The sequence below is a fragment of the Rouxiella sp. WC2420 genome (assembly GCF_041200025.1).
Classification (GTDB): Bacteria; Pseudomonadota; Gammaproteobacteria; order Enterobacterales; family Enterobacteriaceae; genus Rouxiella.
This window is the reverse complement of record NZ_CP165628.1, coordinates 2,186,543-2,204,030: the sequence shown is the minus strand read 5'-3', so window position 1 is coordinate 2,204,030 and position 17,488 is coordinate 2,186,543. Positions and strand designations below refer to the sequence as shown.

Below are 17,488 nucleotides of genomic sequence, written 5' to 3'. Positions count from 1 at the left end.
CGCATGATCTGCCTCAACACGCGGGCTTAAGTTACTGTGCTTAAACAAAGAGGCTAACGTACCTGCCGGTTGTAGGATAGCGGGTATTTCGGTTACCATCGATCCCCCAATCTCAATAAAAGAAAGCAAGCTCTTACTATGGCTCAAGTCGCGAAAAAAATTTTGGTAACCTGTGCACTTCCTTATGCTAACGGTTCAATTCACCTCGGACACATGCTCGAGCACATCCAGGCAGATATCTGGGTCCGTTACCAGCGAATGCGCGGCAACCAAACTCACTTCATCTGCGCTGACGATGCGCACGGCACCCCGATCATGCTGAAAGCTCAGCAGATGGGTATTGCGCCGGAGCAAATGATTGAGGAGATGAGCCAGGAGCATCAAAAAGATTTCGCCGGTTTTGGTATCAGCTATGACAACTACCACTCAACGCACAGCGCAGAAAACCGTGAGTTGTCAAACCTGATCTACGGCCGTCTTAAAGAAAACGGCTTTATCAAGAATCGCACTATTTCTCAGCTTTACGATCCCGAGAAAGGCATGTTCCTGCCCGATCGTTTCGTAAAAGGCACCTGTCCAAAATGCAAGGCACCGGACCAGTACGGCGACAACTGTGAAGTTTGTGGTTCAACTTACAGCCCGACTGAACTGATTGACCCTAAATCTGCAGTCTCTGGCGCTACGCCGATCATGCGTGATTCAGAACATTACTTCTTCGACCTGCCAGAATTCAGCGCCATGTTGCAGGCCTGGACTCGTTCCGGCGCGTTGCAGGAGCAAGTCGCTAACAAGATGCAGGAATGGTTCGAATCCGGTCTGCAACAGTGGGATATCAGCCGCGATGCGCCATACTTCGGCTTCGAAATTCCTGATGCGCCGGGTAAATATTTCTACGTCTGGCTCGACGCGCCTATTGGCTACATGGGTTCCTTTAAAAACCTGTGCGATCGTCGCCCGGATCTGGACTTCGACGAGTTCTGGAAAAAAGATTCCACCACCGAGCTGTATCATTTCATCGGTAAAGACATCGTTTATTTCCACAGCCTGTTCTGGCCGGCCATGCTCGAAGGCAGCAACTTCCGCAAGCCGACCAACCTGTTTGTTCACGGTTATGTGACGGTCAATGGCGCGAAGATGTCAAAATCTCGCGGTACCTTTATCAAGGCCAGCACCTACCTGCAACACCTGGATGCCGATTGCCTGCGTTACTATTACGCGGCCAAGCTGTCCTCGCGCATTGACGACATCGACCTTAACCTTGAAGATTTCGTGCAGCGCGTAAACGCCGACATCGTCAACAAAGTCGTCAACCTCGCGTCCCGTAACGCCGGTTTCATCAACAAGCGCTTCGACGGCATGCTGTCTGACAAGCTGGCCGACGAAGCCCTGTTCAAGACCTTCACCGATGCAGCAACCAGCATCGCCGAGGCCTACAGCAGCCGTGAATCTGGTCGTGCAATTCGTGAAATCATGGCGCTGGCTGACCTTGCCAACCGTTACGTCGACGAGCAGGCACCTTGGGTCGTTGCCAAAGAAGAAGGCCGTGATGCTGATCTGCAGGCTATCTGCTCAATGGGTATCAACCTGTTCCGCGTATTAATGACCTACCTCAAGCCGGTTCTGCCTTCACTGGCCGAGCGCACCGAGGCGTTCCTTAATACCGAACTGAGCTGGGACGCGATTGCACAACCGTTGCTAAGCCACAAGGTTAGCCCGTTCAAGGCTCTGTTTAACCGTATTGAAATGGATAAAGTCACTGCTATGGTAGACGCTTCCAAAGAAGATATCGCCGCCACCAAGCCAGCGCTGACCGGTCCTTTGGCCGATGATCCAATCCAGGAAACCATCACCTTTGACGATTTCGCCAAAGTGGATATGCGTATTGCCCTGATTGAAAGCGCCGACTTCGTGGAAGGTTCTGACAAGCTGCTGCGTCTGCAACTGGATTTAGGCGGCGAGAAGCGTCAAATCTTCTCTGGCATTCGTTCTGCTTATCCGGATCCGAAACTACTTGAAGGACGTTTGACCATCATGGTGGCGAATCTGGCCCCACGCAAGATGCGTTTCGGCGTTTCCGAAGGCATGGTGATGGCAGCAGGTCCCGGCGGGAAAGATATCTTCCTGCTTAGCCCGGACAGCGGCGCACAGCCTGGCATGCAGGTTAAGTAATAGCGTTGTTTTAAGGCTATAAAAGAGAGCGAGGAGAAATCCTCGCTTTTTTATTGCTACAAAATCGCCGTTAAAACACCACGGGCGCAAACCTTCCCCACGGCATAATCCTCAATATCCCCAAGACAGATAAGCAGTTTGTGCGGCTGCTACTTTTAAACAGCACCGAACATTATCTTTACCCGCGCTAAGATGATAATCATTGAGCTTAAAGCTAATCAATATCCTTCAGTGTGCTGACATCTATCAGGGGTAATCCATGTTTAATTTCGACTTTTATAACCCAACCCGCGTGCTGTTTGGGGTCGATCGCATTGCCGATATCGATAAATTTATTCCTAAGCAGGCGCGAGTATTAATCACCTATGGCGGCGGCAGTGCCAAAAAATATGGCACGCTGGATGAGGTACACGCAGCATTGGGTGACAGGGCGACGTTTGAATTTGGCGGCATCGAGGTTAATCCGCATTTTGATACGTTGATGAAAGCCGTTGATGTGGTTAAAGATAATAAAATTGATTTCCTGCTGGCGGTTGGCGGCGGTTCAGTCGTTGACGGCACCAAATTTATTGCCGCAGCCGCATTATATGCAGGCGATATCTGGCCACTCTGGTCGCAGCGCCAGCCGCTAAAAGAAGCTATCCCTCTCGGCTGCGTGATGACCCTGCCCGCGACCGGGTCAGAGACCAATCATGTCGCGGTTGTGACCCACACCGCACTCGGGCAGAAATCCGGCTACAGCGATCCGCTGTTGTTTCCACAATTTGCGGTTCTCGATCCGACCAAAACCTATACGTTACCCGCAACCCAGGTGGCAAACGGCGTTGTTGACGCATTTATTCACGTGATTGAGCAGTATCTGACCTACCCGGTGTATGGAAAAGTGCAGGATCGTTTTGCCGAGGGTTTATTGCTGACGCTCATTGAGGAAGGGCCAAAAGCGCTGACCGATCCGCAAAACTATGATGTACGCTCGGCGATCACCTGGTCTGCAACGTTAGCGCTCAATGGCCTGATTGCCGTCGGCGTTCCGCAAGACTGGGCCACGCACCGAATGGGCCACCAGCTGACGGCACTTTATGGCATTGACCACGCACAAACACTGGCGATTCTTTTACCCGGTCTATTGCAGGTTCAGCGCGAAAGTAAAAAGCAGAAGCTGCTGCAATATGCAGAGCGAGTATGGAATATTCATGCCGGGAGTGACGATAGCCGTATCGACGCCGCCATTGCTAAAACCCGTGAATTCTTTGAATTAATGGGCCTTAAGACGCAACTTAGCGCTTACGGGCAGCCAAAAAGCGCGATCGATGAAATTCTGGGCAATCTGCAACGCTTTAATATGCTACCAATGGGCGAACGTTCAGATATCGATTTGGAAAGGGCTAAACAGATTCTGATGCTAAGTTACTAACGTCTAGCGGCGGTCCCGAATAATTACTTCGGCAAGTTTAAGGTATTTTCTAACGATACTTGCTTGCCATCATTTAAAGACAAATATATCTGCACTCTGTCGCCCTGCTGGAGATTAAAGCTTATTCGCGTCAGCGCGACATCCGTGTTGGCCGCTATAGTGACCGCGGATTGCTGAACGCTGGTGCTGGTCCCGGAAATACCGGTTTTAAGCATTTTCAGTCGATAGTCGCACTGACAATCGGTTTGTAAGTGCACCATCGGAGTAACAACATATATTTGCCCATGCTGTTGATTATCAAACCATAATGGCTGAGAAATCGCCGCCGCCAAAAGTATTGAAATCATAATGGCCTCCACAAAAAAAACAGGGCAAAGCCCTGTTTTTATTTCGATAAAAACGATTACTGCTGTGAGGCATAAGCCCGGTTAGCCGTACCAACCTGAACTATATTAGCTAAACTGCCACTGGCACTCTGAGTAGCATTTGCATAGTTGGCTGTACCACTTTGGCTAATCAGCAGTTTGCTCTTATCGCCACTCTGAAGAGCATCGGCACGGTTAAAATTACCTGCCTGATGGATATCTAACAGACTTCTATCGCCCACCTGGTTGGAGCTTGCCACGTTAGCATTGCCGTGTTGATTAACAGTTGTCAGGGAATTTTGCGCCGACGTTTGTGTCGCATTCGCCAGGTTCAAAGAACCTTCCTGATAAATTTGCAATTCCTCATGCCAGTTAGTGGTTTGGAATACCGGCGTACTTGGCCCACCGCCGTAACCGAAACCTGATGCCATCGAACTTCCGCTGAAGACCAGCGCGGATACTGCCATTACTTTCCACAGTTTCATGATGCTACCCCATAGGTTTGAGATCGGATGGTTGAACTTAAAGACCTAACGATTAATGCTGCGTCACTTTTATTGCCATACCGGACGCATTTTGTACGACTGCCGCTGAGCGGTCCGTACCACTTTGGCTTATTTGCGCCACGTTTCTCCGCCCTTTTTGGGTGATAGACGCGGTATTGCCAAAACCTTGCTGCTCAATGGATGCTGAATTTCCACTGTTATCCTGCGAGATATAAGCGTTATTTTCATTGCCGTATTGATTGATATCAGCATTGTTAGCGCTTCCACGCTGGCTTATAGCCGCGGTATTTTCATTACCATGCTGATTAATCATTGCTTTATTACCGTTACCCGCTGCGAGTTGGTCAAATGACATATTACTCATTTCACTCTGATTCGTGAAAGCTTCGGAATAAGCCATATCACTTTGCTGCCCAAAGGTATATGGCGATATTAAGCATGCTAGTAAAACCATTCCAGTTGGTGCTGAACGCAGCAGTTTTGAATAAATATTATTCATTTACTCCCCCTGACCTGAATGATTTCGGGTTAGTGATTACAGTATGCATGGTGGTAAATATAATAAACTCATCGGTTTTTCGTATTTTTTTAAAAAGCCTCATTTCAAAGTATGAGAAGCGCAAAAATCCTAAAATAAATCCACGAAAAAAACCTCATATAATCAAAGATAAAAACCTCAAAAACAGCATAGTCACCCCTTGGAATTAAGTAATATAAATCGGCAATAACTCTTTACCCCTTTTTCATTGTGATCTTCTTCAAAAATACTTACTTAGGAATAATCCGAGCCTATAAATATATTTAAAGATGCTGCTATGGCTAGCACTGAGGTTGTTATTATTCCTGAATACAGAGGTAGCGAGGATAAAATTAAAAAACATAATAAAAACATAGAACAAGAGTAAACTAATAATCCGTGCGCAAACGCTATTGTAATTTTTTAATCGAATATTTCTGATTTGTTCCACAAACAAAGCTTAACTTTCACCCCAGTTCAAGACCCTCCCAGAGTCTTGCTTTCATTCTCACACCAGCTAAATTGATTAGACGGTCAGCGGTTCCTCATTCCGTTGACCGACTATAAGACAGCGTTTCACCAGGGAAATAAAACATAGCATAGGTATTCTATGAGCAACTTTGTTGCCCATGAGCGAATACGCAATAAAGGCAGAATTCATTATGATTTCAGAATATACAAATGCTAATACGACAATACTGCTGGTCACAAAACCTAGTTTACAATCTTCAGTTTTGTTACATCAATTAAATCAACAGCTTTCCATAAAGGTTAAACTGTATAATATCAGTAAACCCTTCGAGACAGCGTTAAACGGCCAGGCACTTATTTTATTTGATATTATTCAAGCCGATAAAAAATTGATTTCTCGATGGCAAGCCTCTGTTGGTCGTTATCGTATTAATCTTAAAACACTACTCATCAATACCCCTGAAGATTATCCCTATCAAGAAATAGAAAGTTGGCCAAAAATAAGCGCCGTATTTCATCCTTCAATGACTGAAGCACAGTTGATAGAAGGAATTGAAAGTGTCATCCGTGGCGAGTGTTACTTTGCACAGCGTTTCGCAAGCTACCTTATTAATCAATCAGGCCAATATCGTTATATGAACTATGAAGACTCTGGGATCACCCAGAGAGAAAGCGAAATTCTGAATAAATTACGCATGGGGGCTTCAAACGTTGAAATCGCTCGCCTGTTATTTATCAGCGAAAACACCGTTAAAACTCACTTATATAATCTATTCAGAAAGATAGCCGTTAAAAACCGCACTCAGGCGGTCTCCTGGGCAAATGACAATCTCAAGCGTTAGCATTATGAAAACGTTAAATAAATCACTAATCGTTTTATTTTTAATCGGCAGTTTCAGTGCTCATGCAGCAAATATCAAAGACATTAAGGACCCTGGGTTAATTACAGACCACACAGTCAGTTCGGTAGGGCACGATTTCTATCGGATGTTTACTGACCGCTGGGAAAAAACTTATCCCGAAACGATTACCATCAGCGAAAGGCCAAGCGCCAGATGGGGAAGCTGGATCACCATAAAAGTTGGGCAAGACCTGCTTTATCAGACCCTGCTGTTCCCGACTCGAAGGAACTTTGGCAAAGAGGTCGATACCGCATTGCAGGGGGTCGGTGAAGCCCTTTCAAGGCGACAAATAGATAAAAAACTTCTGGGCACCGGTGATCTTTCCGGTGATGAATTCTAAGGAGAATAACGTGAAAACTCTTTTGATTATTTTATCAGCAATGCTCTTTTCGCCGCTATCGTGGGGTGGAAATATGGTGTTCCAGTTTATTAACCCTAACTTCGGCGGTAATCCCAATAACGGCTCTTTCTTACTCAATGAGGCAAACGCACAAAACTCTTATAAAGACCCTGATGCCTATGATTTTAATTCCTCAACCCCTAGCGCTCTCGATAATTTCAGTACAGCCATACAGTCCCAGTTGCTTAGCAGTTTGATGGGCAATATTGCCCAGGGCAAGCCAGGGCGTCTGGTGACGCAGGACTTTATCGTTGATGTGCAAAATACAGATGGCCAATTAAATCTGAACGTTACCGATCGTTCAACCGGTAAGGTTTCGACTATTCAGGTTCAGGGGTTAAGCGCGTCTAACTGACGCTACTAAGGGGAAATCAGATTATGCGTACTTCACTTCTTTTCATCGCCGTTTTATTGCTCAGTGGCTGTTTAACCGCCCCACCTAAGCAGGCAGCTAAACCGACACTGTTACCACGTGCCGCGAGTTATAAAGATTTAACACATCTGCCGCCAGCCAAAGGACGTATTTTTGTCTCGGTTTACAACATCCAGGATGAAACGGGTCAGTTTAAACCTTATCCGGCCAGTAACTTTTCAACCGCGGTTCCACAAAGTGCTACAGCCATGTTGGTGACTGCGCTAAAAGATTCGAAGTGGTTTATTCCGCTTGAACGTCAGGGCCTGCAAAATCTGCTAAATGAACGCAAAATCATTCGTGCGGCTCAGGAAAATGGCAGTGTGGCCGTTAACAACGCACGCCCGCTTTCGTCACTGGTGGCGGCAAATATCCTGATTGAAGGCTCTATTATCGGTTATGAAAGTAATGTGAAATCCGGCGGAGCCGGTGCGCGGTATTTCGGCATTGGTGCCAGTACGCAATATGAATTGGATCAGATTGCCGTGAACCTGCGCGCGGTTGATATCAATACCGGCGAGGTGCTGTCATCTGTCAATACCAGCAAAACTATTCTGTCTTATGAGTTTCAAGCTGGCGTATTCCGCTTCATTGACTATCAACGGTTGCTTGAAGGTGAAGTTGGCTATACCAGCAATGAACCGGTCATGCTTTGTCTGATGTCAGCGATTGAAACCGGGGTCATTTATATGATTAACGACGGTATCGATCGCAACCTGTGGCAATTGCAGAACCCAGCAGATATTAACTCACCAATACTTGAACACTATAAAAATATGGAAGTCCCGGTATCATAATGCATGCCGTAAATTATCGATGACTTTTTTAAATTGATACACAGCAATATGAGTAGAGTTATCCCCTGCGGCCTCCAGACTTTTACTTTAATCAGTCTATGCTGATTGCGAGTAGAAAGTCTGGGGGCGCAAATCATGACATGATGAGCCCACCATCGATATTAATGGTTTGCCCGGTTAAATAGCGCGCATCTTCAGAAGCAAGAAAAGCGACCAGCCCGGCGACATCCTGCGGCTGCCCGGCACGTTTAAGCGGAATTCCTTTAACCCATTCCGCCATCAGTTCACCCTTGCCATAACGCTTCTCATCACTACTGAGTATTTCCCCCCAGACGCGATCGTTATAATCCCACATTTCACTTTCGATAATTCCCGGACAAAAAGCATTCACAGTAATGTTATAAGGGGCCAATTCCAGAGCCAGGCTTTGCGTAATGCCAATGACACCCATCTTGCTGGCGGCATAGTGTGGGGTGTAGATAAACCCCTGCCTGCCCTGCCCCGAAGAGGTGTTGATCAGGCTGCCGGACTTTTGTTTGACCATAATTTTTGCCGCCTCACGACAGCACAACCAGACAGCGGTGGTATTCACTGCCAGTATCCTTTCGAAATCGGTTTTTGGCATGCTATCGAAATGATCGATGGTAATGACGCCTGCATTTTGGATAGATACGTCAACAGCTCCAAACTCTTCTACCGCCTGCTGATAAAGGCTCTGCACCTGCGCTTCATCGGTTACGTCCACCTCTAACGGCAAGATTTTGACAGCATATTTTTCACGTAACGCAGCCGCTGTTTCAAACACCCTCTCGGAATTAGACACCATAACCAGATTCGCTCCATCGCGGGCGAAACGCTCAGCAATCCCTGCGCCAATACCGCGACATGCGCCGGTGATCACCACCGTTTTTCCGCTAAAATCTCTGTTCATTATCGAGTCTCCTGTTGTGAAATCGTTATGGACTTTGAAAGAGTATTGGCAACGGCGGCTTTCCAGCCCTGCCATTGAACAAGCAGCGCCTGATGCCGCTCTGGATCGGGGGTAAAAATGTCATGCTGAGGCAGAAGTTGCCGCAGCTGACTTTCGTCAAGGTCATCCATTGCCTTTCGCGCCAAAAGCCCTGCACCGAGTGCTGAAAGCTCCGGTGTATTGCTGCGCATCACGTTGCAACCCAAAAGATCGGCCTGAAACTGCATTAGCCACGGATTACGCGTCGGCCCCCCGTCAACCATCAGCGACGCCAAATGAAAGTCAGGATGCTGCCGCATTGCGTCTATCACATCGGCAATCTGATAGGCGATAGCCTCCAGCGCAGCGCGGATCAGATGCGCGCGATCGACGCCACGGCTTAAACCGCTGATGCTGCCACGCGCTTGCCCATCCCACCAGGGAGCGCCTGCACCCGTTAAAGCAGGGACAAAGTAGACTCCCAGCGTTGACTCCACGCTGGCGGGCAGTTCAGTCAGAGCACGAGCCAGTGTTTCACCTTTTCCGTCGGTCAAACCGGTGATCTGCGCCATCCACGCCACCGCATCGCCGGTATGAGGAATATTGCCCTCCAGCCCGTAAATCACACTTTGCCCATCATGCCATGCCACAGTAGTAGCCAACTGGGTCATGCTGCTCTGCGGTTGCGGGATAGGTGCCATCACTGAAGATCCCGTCCCATAGGTGGCTTTTACACCGCCCGGTTCGCCCAGCCCGTGCCCATAAAGCGCAGCGTGGGAATCACCTATCATCGCCAGAATTGGCAGCCCGTCTGGCACGCCTGCAACGCCCCTTGTTGCGCCAAACCACCCGCTAGAAGGGAGGATCTCCGGCAGAGCCTGACGCGGAATGCCAAACAGGCTGAGCATCCCCTCGTCCCAGTCACCCGTTTGTAGATTCAATAACTGGGTACGGGCGGCATTTGAAGTATCACAACGAAAATATGTTCCCCCGCTGAGATTCCACAGCAGCCAGGCATCGATAGTCCCCAGGCAAATTTCTCCTGCCGCCGCTCTGTGAAACCCATCTGGCACAGTGTCTAGCAACCAGCGCATTTTCGATGCCGAAAATAAAGGGGCGATGGGTAAGCCGGTGACTTCGCGGATCTTCACTTCTTGATGGTCACGGCGCAGCTGTTCACAAAATGACGCACTGCGCGAACACTGCCAGGTGATAGCCGGGCCAATTGGCTCGCCGCTTTCACGTAACCAACCCATGGCCGTTTCACGCTGGTTACTGATTGCCAGTGCGGCGACCCGTTCAGCCCCCACGCTTTCGATCACCTCGCGCAACACCGTCAGCGTGGCCTCAATCAGCACTTCCCCACGCTGCTCGACCCAACCGGCCTGTGGTGTTAATACCTGTAAAGGTCGTGATGACAGAGCAATCACCTTGCCCCTGGCATCTATTGCCACCGCCTTAGCATTACTGGTGCCTTCATCAAGAGCAATAATCAGATTTTTTCCCGCCTGCTGCGCTTCAACCATGGCTCACCTCAGACAGCGGTTGTGCCGCCTGCTGCTTTTTTTCATGACGACGCATCAGAGTGACTTTGCTTTGCAAACGTTGCTGGAACTGATCGATAACTACCGCGGTAACGATAACCAGTCCTTTAATCACCATTTGCCAGAATTCACTGACGCCCAACATGACCAGACCATCGGCCAGAAACACAATAACGAAAGCACCGATGATGGAACCAAAAACGCGTCCACGCCCTCCCGCTAAAGCTGTTCCACCTAAAACCGTGGCTCCGATGGCGTCCATTTCAAACATATTGCCCGTCATTGGATGGGCAGTTTGCAATTGCGATGCCACAACCAGCCCCACCAGCGCGGCACAAAATCCAGAGAAGGCATAAACGAAGATTTTGACTTTCGCAATCGGCACTCCGGCCAGACGTGCAGCGGACTCGTTACCGCCAATCGCGTAAATATAGCGGCCCAGAGGAGTTTTCTTGGTGATATAAATCCCCAACAACACCACCAGCACCATCAGCCAGATCGGGTTATAAATCCCTAAAAAAGTGCCGGATCCTAGCTGCGCGAATCCGGTATTCCCCAGCGCCTCGATACCGTTCAAGTTAGGAAAGGTTTTACCGTCGGTGGTCAGCAATGCCGCACCACGTGCGACATACATCATGCCAAGCGTACAAATAAAGGGGGCAACGCCGAGTTTGGTGATCACCAGCCCGTTAATGGTTCCGATAATAACCCCCGCTATCGCTACCACGAGCATCACTTCGAAAACGTTAAGAAACAGAAGGTTACCCCCCCACAACGGAATACCAAACGAAAGCAGAGCACCGCCTATCATTCCGCAAATTCCCGCTACGGCCCCCACCGACAAATCTATCCCACCGGTGAGAATAACCAGCGTCATACCCACCGCCAGCAGGCCGGTAATAGCGACGTGCTGAGTCATAATCAACAGGTTGGAGGCGGTAATAAAGTTTGGCACCATTGCCGAGAAAAAAGCGACCACGATAAGCAAGGCAATAAAGGTTCTCGCTTTAAGTAAGTACATGTAAACAAGATATTTTTGACTTTGCATAGCCTATCCTCAATCTCAATCGTGGGGTGTCGAAGCGTGGATCAGTTTTTCCCGGTCCACGTCGGCGCGCCGCAGATCGGCAGTGATTTTGCCGTCCGCCATTACAATCACCCGGTCAGCGAGTTGCATCACTTCATCTAGCTCCGATGAGGAGAACATCACTGCCAGCCCCTGCTGCGCCATCGCGCCAATTAAATGATAAACATCGGTTTTTGCACCGACATCGATACCGCGCGTCGGTTCGTCAAGAAATACGACCTGTGGATTGGTCATTAGCGCCTTGGCAATCACCACCTTTTGTTGATTACCGCCGCTCATCGAGGTCACCGGCAGGTCAGAATCGCTAACCTTGATCGACAGCTTGCCGATCATCTGCATTACCGCTTCGTTTTCAGGAGTCTCCCTGATTGGCAGCAGCGTTTTCAGAAAGCTTTTGCTGCATAACCGAGACAAAGTCATATTGATTTTGATCGACAGTAGCTGAATTAATCCCTCCGCCTGGCGGTCCTCCGGCACCAACGCCATGCCATGCTCCAGCCGGTAGGCAAACGGCATGTGCTCCATGCGTTTTCCCTTGAGCACTATCTCGCCAGAATCCTGTTTCATCAGGCCTATCAGCGTCTTAAACAGCTCGGTCCGGCCCGCTCCCAGTAATCCGTAGACTCCCACTACCTCGCCTTGATGTAGCGTAAGGCTGACATCGTTAAGAGAATATCCACCGTTCTGGTGCAGCATGGTGAGCCTCGAAGCCTGCAACACCGCCTGGCCTTTTTCGGCACACTGATAGTCGAAGTGTTTCTCTTTTTCCCCAACCATGCTGGAAATAATCCACGGAATACTGACCTGGCTGACTTCCTGTTCAGCAACAAACTTGCCGTCGCGAAACACCGTGATGTGATCGCCGATCGCCATCAGCTCTTCGAGTCGATGAGAAATATAAATGATGGTGACCCCGCGACGTTTAAGCTGTTCGATCACATTAAACAGCACCTTAACCTCCGACTGGCTTAGCGCCGATGTCGGTTCATCCATGATTAACACGCGGGTGTCTTTCGAAAGCGCACGAGCAATTTCCACCAGTTGCTGATGCCCGATTGCCAGCTCTGCCAACGGGGTTAGCGGGTCAACATTTAGCTCCAGCCGTTCAAGCAATGACTTCGCAAGCTGGTATTGATATTCAACGTTGATGCGTCCACGCTGGAAAAACTCATTGCCAATAAAGATGTTGTCCATTATCGACATATTCGGAAAGAGGTTTAGCTCCTGAAAGATGATGCTGATCCCGTGCTTTTCTGCATCATGGGTAGAACTTAACGAGACAGGCACGCCATCAAGCAGGATCTCGCCGCTGGAAGGCACTTCAACCCCGGCCAGCATCTTCATCATGGTGGACTTACCGGCCCCATTTTCGCCGATCAGTACGTTGACCTTGTTGCGATAAACCCGGTAATTGACATCATCCAGCGCGGTGACGCCTGGGTAGATCCGCGACACGCCGCGCGTTTCAATGATCACCGGATCCCCCTCAAGCAAAGGGTTGGCAAAAGGTTCGGCCTGTACGACGCTGCTGCGTTGTTCAAACATGGCGACTCCTTATTTGTCGGCCGTAATGCGCGCTGGCGTCAGAATAATGGGTGGCTGCGGCGTATCGAAGGCGCTGAAAACGCCGACGACGGTTATCTTGTCGCCCACTTTGAATGTCGGTTTACCCAATGCGGCGATTGCTCTTTGATTGATCGCTTTACCAAAGTCACCAAACATATTCTGATCGTTAAAATCTGAGTAACTCAACCCACGATAGCTGTCGCGCAATTCCGTGCCACGGAAAGTCGGACCGATTTGCACTTTCACTTCACCTACTTTCGGATCGTCACTTTTCACCACAACCTGACCATTGCGAGATTCGGTGTTCACTTCACTGACTGTTCCACTGATGCTGGCGCTAAACACGCACGGATTTTCATCCTGACTGCGATAACCAAACCGCTGGCAGGCACTGTCGAAGTCTTTGGCCTGGTCTATCTGATTCAGCAACCCGGCCAACGGTTTGGCAGAGCTGATAATTTGTGGGGCTATTTTTTGGTCAAACAGCATCGCCGCCTGTGCCATATGGGGATTCGGGGGATTTTTCAGCTCCGCCAGTTTTTTCTCTGAAACGATCCGGCAGCTGCACAATATTAATGACGCCATCACGATCCACACTAAGCGACTAGACATTACGCTTCTCCTCCAAGCCCCGGCCAGCGGGGCTTATCTGCGCATTCGCGGGTTAAGGTTATTTCTGATAATTAAAGTTATTCACTTTGTCAGCGTTGTCTTTCTTAATCAGAATGCCGCGGAACAGGATGCGTTCTTTGCCGGTGTAACTGCCTTTCTGAATATATTGGTCGAGAATTTCCACGCCCTGCGAGGCGATGGCCTGCGCCTGCAGCATCACCGTGGCGTACAAGGCTCCTGATTTCACCGCATCACGCTCGTCGTTACTGCCGTCGATACCCACCACAGTGACATCATTGCGATTAGCCGCTTTCAACGCCGCGATGGCACCCAGTGCAACCGGGCCATTGCCATTAATCACCCCTTTAATATCTGGATGAGCCTGCAGAATGCTGTCCATGATGCGTTTACCGTCAATCAGCGTACCCTTGGCATCCTGGCGGGCGACCATTTTCATTTCCGGGTATTGATCGATAACGTTGTGGAAGGATTTCGAACGGGTAACACAGTTGTTGTCGGCGAGATTACAGGTCATTTCGGCGTAATTGCCCTTTTCACCCATCTTCTCGACAAACTCATTGGCGGCATCAGACCCTGCCTGGAAGTTGTTATGTGAGATTTGCGCCAGGGCAATACCGTCAACCGGGATCTCGCGGTTAATCAACACCACTGGCACACCGGCGTCTTTCGCCTGTTTGACTGCCGCTACGCTGGCCTGAGAGTCGGCATTGTCCAGAATAATGCCCTGAACCTTACGGCCAATTACCAGGCTTATCAGCTCGCCCTGGCGTTTAACATCTTCACCGTGTGATAGAACCAGCGTCTTGTAACCCATTGACTCGGCCTTGGTCTTGGCGCCCTGAGCCTCGGCGGCATAGTAAGGATTATCCAGCGAGTTGACTAAAATGGCCATGGTGCCTTTTTCAACTGCAAAGGCTGGGGGTACGACCAGCGTTGCAAGAACAGTTAACAGGGCAAGATTTCTTTTCATGGTGATGTTCTCTCAATGTTATTGTTTTTTAAGAGCTTTGGCGTTGTGGTTTTGTAGGGTGAACGCCGTTCTTGTACTTCTTTACTGCCTGCTGTCGCTTACCAGATGGTAAAGCCGCCATCAATCATCAGGTCTGCTCCGGTAATCATGTCGCTACCGTTGCTGGAGAAGAACAGGATCGCGGCAGCGATTTCGTCGGTGTAGGCAAAGCGTCCAAGGGGGATGAGCTTTTTCATCTCTTCGCCTTTTTCGCCACGCCAGGCTTTCTCGCCCATCGGGGTGAGTACTACGGTCGGAGAAAGCGTGTTTACATTGATACGAAACGGCGCCCACTCTTTGGCCATTACTTTGGTCATGCCCAACAGTCCGGCTTTCGCCGAGGTATAGGCCAGATGATTATCGATAGCGATAGAAGCAGCTTGCGAAGCGATATTGATAATCTTGCCGCCCTTGCCACGGGCAATCATGCTGCGAGCCGCAGCCTGCGAGCAGAGGAACGGTCCGGTAAGGTTTACCGCCAAATTTTTCTGCCACTGTTCGAAAGAGGTTTCAACCGCCGGTTCAAGGTGCACATAGCCTGCGCAGTTAACCAAAATATCTATCTGCCCGCATTGCCGCTCAACCTGCTGAAATACCTCACTGACCTGAGCAGGATCGGTGACGTCACATTCAAAATAATCGACGTTTTCGCTGCCGAGTTCCTCAAGGACCGTCTTCTGCACCGCGCTTTCGAATGCCGGATACAACAGCGCAAGTCGCGCGCCTTTTTCCAGCATCATGCGGTTGCTGGCCATCGCAATACCGCCCAAACCGCCAGTGACCACCACGACCTTGCCCTCCAGCGACAGGCTGATATCCACGCCGTAGCGCAAATTGACATCGTATTGATTAGTGCTCATTGGCGGCCTCTCTTGCAGCGGCAGTCGATAACCCATTCAGAGCAGCGACCAGTCCTGCGGTATCGATTGAAAATTGGCGACGCAGCGCGGCGCGGCTGCTGCTATGGGTAAACTCGTAGGCCGGGATGCCAAAGGCCTGTAACGGCTGAGTCAGGCGATGTTTAAGGATTAACTCACCGATGATGGTTCCAAGGCCACCGCTCAATGCGTGTTCTTCCATAGTGATCACTTTTTTATGAGATTTAATTAATTCCACCACCGCCAGCTCATCCAACGGCCAAAGAGAAGGCAGCGAAACTACCGTCGGGTTACAGCCGTGATCCCTTGCAGCCAGTGCTTCATGGGCCAGTGTACCGAGGGTAAACACCACGACGTCGTCACCTTCAACCAGCACGTCAGGCTCGCCGGGGATAAAATGATAGTCATCGTGCAGCACCGGCAGCTTGTCGCTGTCCATGCGGATATAAACGGGTCCTTTATGCTTGATGGCATGTTTAACGATCGCCTCTGCCTGGCTGGCATCGGCTGGCGCAAACACCTGTAAATTGCCAAGAGTGCGGGCGATGGCAATATCGTTGGTACAATGATGAGTGGCGCCCAGCGGCCCATAAGCAAATCCGGCATTCAGGCCGAGCATTTTCACATTGGTTTCTGAATAGCAAACGTCGTTTTTCATCTGTTCGTTAGAACGGGCAAACAGGAAAGGTGCTGCGTTGGCGGTAAATACTACGTGACCACTGAGAGCCACGCCTGCCGCCATTCCGACCATGTTTTGCTCGGCGATCCCGACATTGATAACCCGATCGGGATAAGCTTTTTCGAAAGGACCGATTTTCGAGGTGGAAGTTGAGTCAGCCACCATGACCGAAAGGTTCGCGCCCTGCTCTTGCTGGTCAATCAGCGTTGACACCACGGCATCGCGTAAGTCTTGCATATTCACTCCTCCAGCTCTGCCAGCCCTTGGGCCAACTGTTGATCGTTAGGCACCGCGTGATGCCAGGACGGTACGTTTGCCATAAACGAAATCCCGTGACCTTTTTCGGTATTGGCAAGGATCACCCGAGGTTTGCCCTGTGAAGGCTGAGTCACCGCGGTATGAATTGACTCGGGATCGTGGCCGTCGCATTCAAGGACTTCGAAACCGAAAGCGCGCCATTTGTCGGCCAGTGGCTCCAGCGGCATGATATCTTCGGTTTTGCCCGCCAACTGCAGACGATTGCGGTCAACAATGGCAATCAGGTTATCGAGTTTGAATTTGCTGGCAGACATGGCGGCTTCCCAGTTGGAGCCTTCTGCCAGTTCGCCATCACCGAGTAAAACGAAAGCGCGACGATGGGCGCGACCACTGATTTTGTTACCTAGCGCCAGACCCACCGCGATGGGTAAGCCGTGTCCCAGGCCGCCAGAATTGATTTCAATCAGATCAGGTAATTTTTGATGGACGGGATGGCCAGCCAGCAGGGTGTCGTCACCCATAAACTGCTCAAGCACAGCGGGGTCAAGCAGCCCCATCGCCGCCGCGCTGCAATATAATCCCCCTGCACCATGACCTTTCGAGAGAATAAAGCGATCCTGATCCGGGCGTGCTTCACCGCGATCCATGACCGCCATGTATAGGGTGCAGATAATATCGACTTCAGAAAGATCGGCCCCGGTGTGGCCTTTACCCGCATGATGATTCATTTGCAAAACGTAACGGCGCGCCTGCCTGGCGACGGTTTTTATTTCCTGAAACGTTTTCGATTTCTGAGCGTCCATCTTCACCTCGTCTTGAACTTGCCGCTCACTCCCTCCTGCCCCCATGAACAGTTTCGCTAACGGCGCAACTCATTTTCGAATAAAACTATATATTATCGTTTTTGGCTAAAATGAGCCTCAGATCAAATT

At 49.9% G+C, this 17,488-nt stretch carries 18 protein-coding genes; 6 read left to right on the top strand and 12 right to left on the bottom strand.

The genetic code is table 11. The annotated features are described in order from the left end of the window. Nucleotides 1-138 precede the first annotated feature (138 nt). Nucleotides 139-2,169, top strand: coding sequence for a methionine--tRNA ligase (gene metG, locus AB3G37_RS10215; RefSeq protein ID WP_369790595.1), 2,031 nt, complete (start codon nucleotides 139-141; stop codon nucleotides 2,167-2,169). 259 nt (nucleotides 2,170-2,428) lie between these two features. After that, nucleotides 2,429-3,583 (top strand): iron-containing alcohol dehydrogenase, encoded by a 1,155-nt coding sequence (locus AB3G37_RS10210; RefSeq protein ID WP_369790594.1) that lies wholly within the window; start codon nucleotides 2,429-2,431, stop codon nucleotides 3,581-3,583. Nucleotides 3,584-3,606: 23 nt separating this feature from the next. Here the strand turns inward: AB3G37_RS10210 and csgC are convergent, their stop codons facing one another. From csgC to AB3G37_RS10195, 3 genes are read right to left on the bottom strand one after another with little or no spacing between them, the layout of a single operon-like run. Next, the gene (gene csgC, locus AB3G37_RS10205; protein ID WP_369790593.1) at nucleotides 3,607-3,930 is read right to left on the bottom strand and encodes a curli assembly chaperone CsgC; all 324 of its coding nucleotides are present in this window, start codon (nucleotides 3,928-3,930) and stop codon (nucleotides 3,607-3,609) included. A 56-nt stretch (nucleotides 3,931-3,986) separates the two neighbouring features. Continuing rightward, the gene (csgA, locus tag AB3G37_RS10200) at nucleotides 3,987-4,433 is read right to left on the bottom strand and encodes a curli major subunit CsgA (protein WP_369790592.1); all 447 of its coding nucleotides are present in this window, start codon (nucleotides 4,431-4,433) and stop codon (nucleotides 3,987-3,989) included. Between the two features lie 52 nt (nucleotides 4,434-4,485). Further along, nucleotides 4,486-4,953, bottom strand: coding sequence for a curlin (locus tag AB3G37_RS10195; protein ID WP_369790591.1), 468 nt, complete (start codon nucleotides 4,951-4,953; stop codon nucleotides 4,486-4,488). Nucleotides 4,954-5,633: 680 nt separating this feature from the next. Here AB3G37_RS10195 and csgD point away from each other — a divergent pair. Genes csgD through csgG form a run of 4 tightly spaced genes read left to right on the top strand, consistent with a single transcriptional unit; the run spans nucleotide 5,634 to nucleotide 7,953 of the window. Continuing rightward, complete coding sequence (csgD, locus tag AB3G37_RS10190) at nucleotides 5,634-6,284, top strand: biofilm master transcriptional regulator CsgD (protein ID WP_369790931.1); 651 nt, start codon at nucleotides 5,634-5,636, stop codon at nucleotides 6,282-6,284. A gap of 4 nt (nucleotides 6,285-6,288) precedes the next feature. Continuing rightward, nucleotides 6,289-6,684, top strand: coding sequence for a curli production assembly/transport protein CsgE (gene csgE / locus AB3G37_RS10185; protein ID WP_369790590.1), 396 nt, complete (start codon nucleotides 6,289-6,291; stop codon nucleotides 6,682-6,684). Nucleotides 6,685-6,724: 40 nt separating this feature from the next. Then, on the top strand, nucleotides 6,725-7,099 hold the full coding sequence (csgF, locus tag AB3G37_RS10180) for a curli production assembly/transport protein CsgF (RefSeq protein ID WP_369790930.1): 375 nt from the start codon (nucleotides 6,725-6,727) through the stop codon (nucleotides 7,097-7,099). A 23-nt stretch (nucleotides 7,100-7,122) separates the two neighbouring features. Continuing rightward, the gene (csgG, locus tag AB3G37_RS10175; RefSeq protein ID WP_369790589.1) at nucleotides 7,123-7,953 is read left to right on the top strand and encodes a curli production assembly/transport protein CsgG; all 831 of its coding nucleotides are present in this window, start codon (nucleotides 7,123-7,125) and stop codon (nucleotides 7,951-7,953) included. A gap of 133 nt (nucleotides 7,954-8,086) precedes the next feature. Here the strand turns inward: csgG and AB3G37_RS10170 are convergent, their stop codons facing one another. The 9 genes from AB3G37_RS10170 to AB3G37_RS10130 form a co-directional block, all read right to left on the bottom strand. After that, nucleotides 8,087-8,884 (bottom strand): SDR family oxidoreductase, encoded by a 798-nt coding sequence (locus AB3G37_RS10170; protein WP_369790588.1) that lies wholly within the window; start codon nucleotides 8,882-8,884, stop codon nucleotides 8,087-8,089. Continuing rightward, entirely contained in the window at nucleotides 8,884-10,428 is a 1,545-nt protein-coding gene (locus AB3G37_RS10165; protein WP_369790587.1) for an FGGY family carbohydrate kinase, read from the bottom strand. The genes AB3G37_RS10170 and AB3G37_RS10165 overlap by 1 nt, the downstream gene beginning before the upstream one ends. Continuing rightward, the gene (locus AB3G37_RS10160) at nucleotides 10,421-11,494 is read right to left on the bottom strand and encodes an ABC transporter permease (RefSeq protein ID WP_369790586.1); all 1,074 of its coding nucleotides are present in this window, start codon (nucleotides 11,492-11,494) and stop codon (nucleotides 10,421-10,423) included. Before AB3G37_RS10160 ends, AB3G37_RS10165 begins: the two co-directional genes overlap by 8 nt. 15 nt (nucleotides 11,495-11,509) lie before the next feature. Then, nucleotides 11,510-13,078, bottom strand: a complete 1,569-nt coding sequence (locus AB3G37_RS10155) for a sugar ABC transporter ATP-binding protein (RefSeq protein WP_369790585.1) — start codon at nucleotides 13,076-13,078, stop codon at nucleotides 11,510-11,512. A 9-nt stretch (nucleotides 13,079-13,087) separates the two neighbouring features. Continuing rightward, nucleotides 13,088-13,711 carry a DUF2291 family protein gene (locus AB3G37_RS10150; RefSeq protein ID WP_369790584.1) on the bottom strand — a complete coding sequence of 208 codons (624 nt, stop codon included), beginning with the start codon at nucleotides 13,709-13,711 and terminating at the stop codon, nucleotides 13,088-13,090. 58 nt (nucleotides 13,712-13,769) lie between these two features. Further along, nucleotides 13,770-14,702 carry a D-ribose ABC transporter substrate-binding protein gene (locus tag AB3G37_RS10145; protein WP_369790583.1) on the bottom strand — a complete coding sequence of 311 codons (933 nt, stop codon included), beginning with the start codon at nucleotides 14,700-14,702 and terminating at the stop codon, nucleotides 13,770-13,772. Nucleotides 14,703-14,800: 98 nt separating this feature from the next. Beyond that, nucleotides 14,801-15,601, bottom strand: coding sequence for a GolD/DthD family dehydrogenase (locus AB3G37_RS10140; protein ID WP_369790582.1), 801 nt, complete (start codon nucleotides 15,599-15,601; stop codon nucleotides 14,801-14,803). Beyond that, nucleotides 15,591-16,535: a transketolase family protein gene (locus tag AB3G37_RS10135; protein WP_369790581.1), complete on the bottom strand. Its 945-nt coding sequence runs from the start codon at nucleotides 16,533-16,535 to the stop codon at nucleotides 15,591-15,593. The genes AB3G37_RS10140 and AB3G37_RS10135 overlap by 11 nt, the downstream gene beginning before the upstream one ends. A gap of 2 nt (nucleotides 16,536-16,537) precedes the next feature. Further along, nucleotides 16,538-17,359 (bottom strand): transketolase, encoded by an 822-nt coding sequence (locus tag AB3G37_RS10130; RefSeq protein ID WP_369790580.1) that lies wholly within the window; start codon nucleotides 17,357-17,359, stop codon nucleotides 16,538-16,540. Nucleotides 17,360-17,488 lie beyond the last annotated feature (129 nt).